Genomic DNA, 1,298 nt, shown 5'->3' with positions numbered 1-1,298 from the left:
GCACAAAGACTCTACAGTGAGCGGCGCGGTGGTCCCCTAAGCAATGCTCGCGCCAAGAACTAGCGCTCCAATCACGCTGTGATGAAAGTGGACTCTATTTCGTCGCTCCGGAAGGGGATGGTGGCGCGGCAATAGATGCTAGCCGGCCCTGATATAGACGTAGTTGCCCCGAGGGCCAGTTCCGACCCGAAACCCCTTGATGCCAGCCGATACGTCGACGCCGCCCTTCTACAGGTTGAGCCGCAGCGGCCCCACCCTCACGCTCTTGCGAAGATAAAGTCCCACGTTCAGGCCCCTAGGCCTCCTTGCCAGACGCCTGTATAGCACGGGGTTCGATCGAGGATCGGCCCAAAGCAGTCGACGTATGCCGCTAGACCTTGGTGTTTGGCGGCAGCAGTCGCTGGATGCACTCAGCACGGGCCTTAGGCTCCATCCTGGAAAGCGACACCAACACTTCCGCCAGCTGGTCCTGCTGACGCGGAGGCTGCTGCCCCAGCGCCAAAACAGCATCGGCCATGCTCGTGCTGCTGGCCAGCAAGTAGGCCGGAGGGACTTCAAGGGCCTTGGCCATCTCAAACAGGGCCTCCAGGCTGATAGACATAGCTCCCGACTCGTATCGGGAGATGCGTGCTGAGGCTGTGTCTTTATCCAGGCCCATTCGCACTCCTACGTCGCGCTGACTCAAGCCCCGAAGTTCGCGGGCTTGGCACAGGCGCGCAGCCACAACGTCCCGGGGAGCGGGAGTGGCGGGCGTCACAGGCTGAACGGATGCAATGCAGGCATGCCGACAGGATGACTGAACCCTTACGCCACGGGTAGACTCTACGTGACACGTAAGTTTGTCGCAACCCAAAAGGAGCGGGGCATGAAGAAGCAGTGGGCAGCGGTCACGGGCGCATGCGTCTTGGCTGCAAGCATGGCAGCGCAGGCACAGGATGGGGAAAGCCTGCTCCGACAGATCGGACGGGCGATTACGAACGGGCCCCAGGCCTCGGCCCAAGCGAGCAAGAGCCCTTACAGGGATCCTGCAGGGACCTACTGGGATCAAGACGAAGACACACTTGCCGGTGTTCAGCATGTCCGGGCGGGGCTGGCGTCGACGGGGGCGGGTGGGGCACGGACGTGCGATGCCCAGCTCATCGCGATGACACGGTCTACCTACCGCTTGTCCAGGTCTGAGCGGGAACAGTGCCTCTATGCGGAATGGCTGATCGATACGAAGCAGCATGGCCCTAACGGGATTACGCCCCGACAGACCGAGGCGATCGAGCGCAAATACGGCCCGGTGGTTGAAGCTC

Annotated in this window: 1 protein-coding gene and 1 pseudogene; one reads left to right on the top strand and one right to left on the bottom strand. The window is 62.1% G+C overall.

The window, feature by feature from the left end; translation table 11 throughout:
• Positions 1-370: 370 nt before the first annotated feature.
• Positions 371-724, bottom strand: a complete 354-nt coding sequence (locus tag KVS69_RS18275; protein WP_345776826.1) for a helix-turn-helix transcriptional regulator — start codon at positions 722-724, stop codon at positions 371-373.
• A gap of 141 nt (positions 725-865) precedes the next feature.
• Between KVS69_RS18275 and KVS69_RS18270 the strand changes: the two are divergent.
• Positions 866-1,298: pseudogene (locus KVS69_RS18270) on the top strand (hypothetical protein); the annotation flags it as partial.

The sequence above is a fragment of the Stenotrophomonas sp. GbtcB23 genome (assembly GCF_019091045.1).
GTDB classification, from domain to species: Bacteria; Pseudomonadota; Gammaproteobacteria; order Xanthomonadales; family Xanthomonadaceae; genus Stenotrophomonas; species Stenotrophomonas rhizophila_A.
This window is presented reverse-complemented; position numbering and strand designations above follow the sequence as displayed.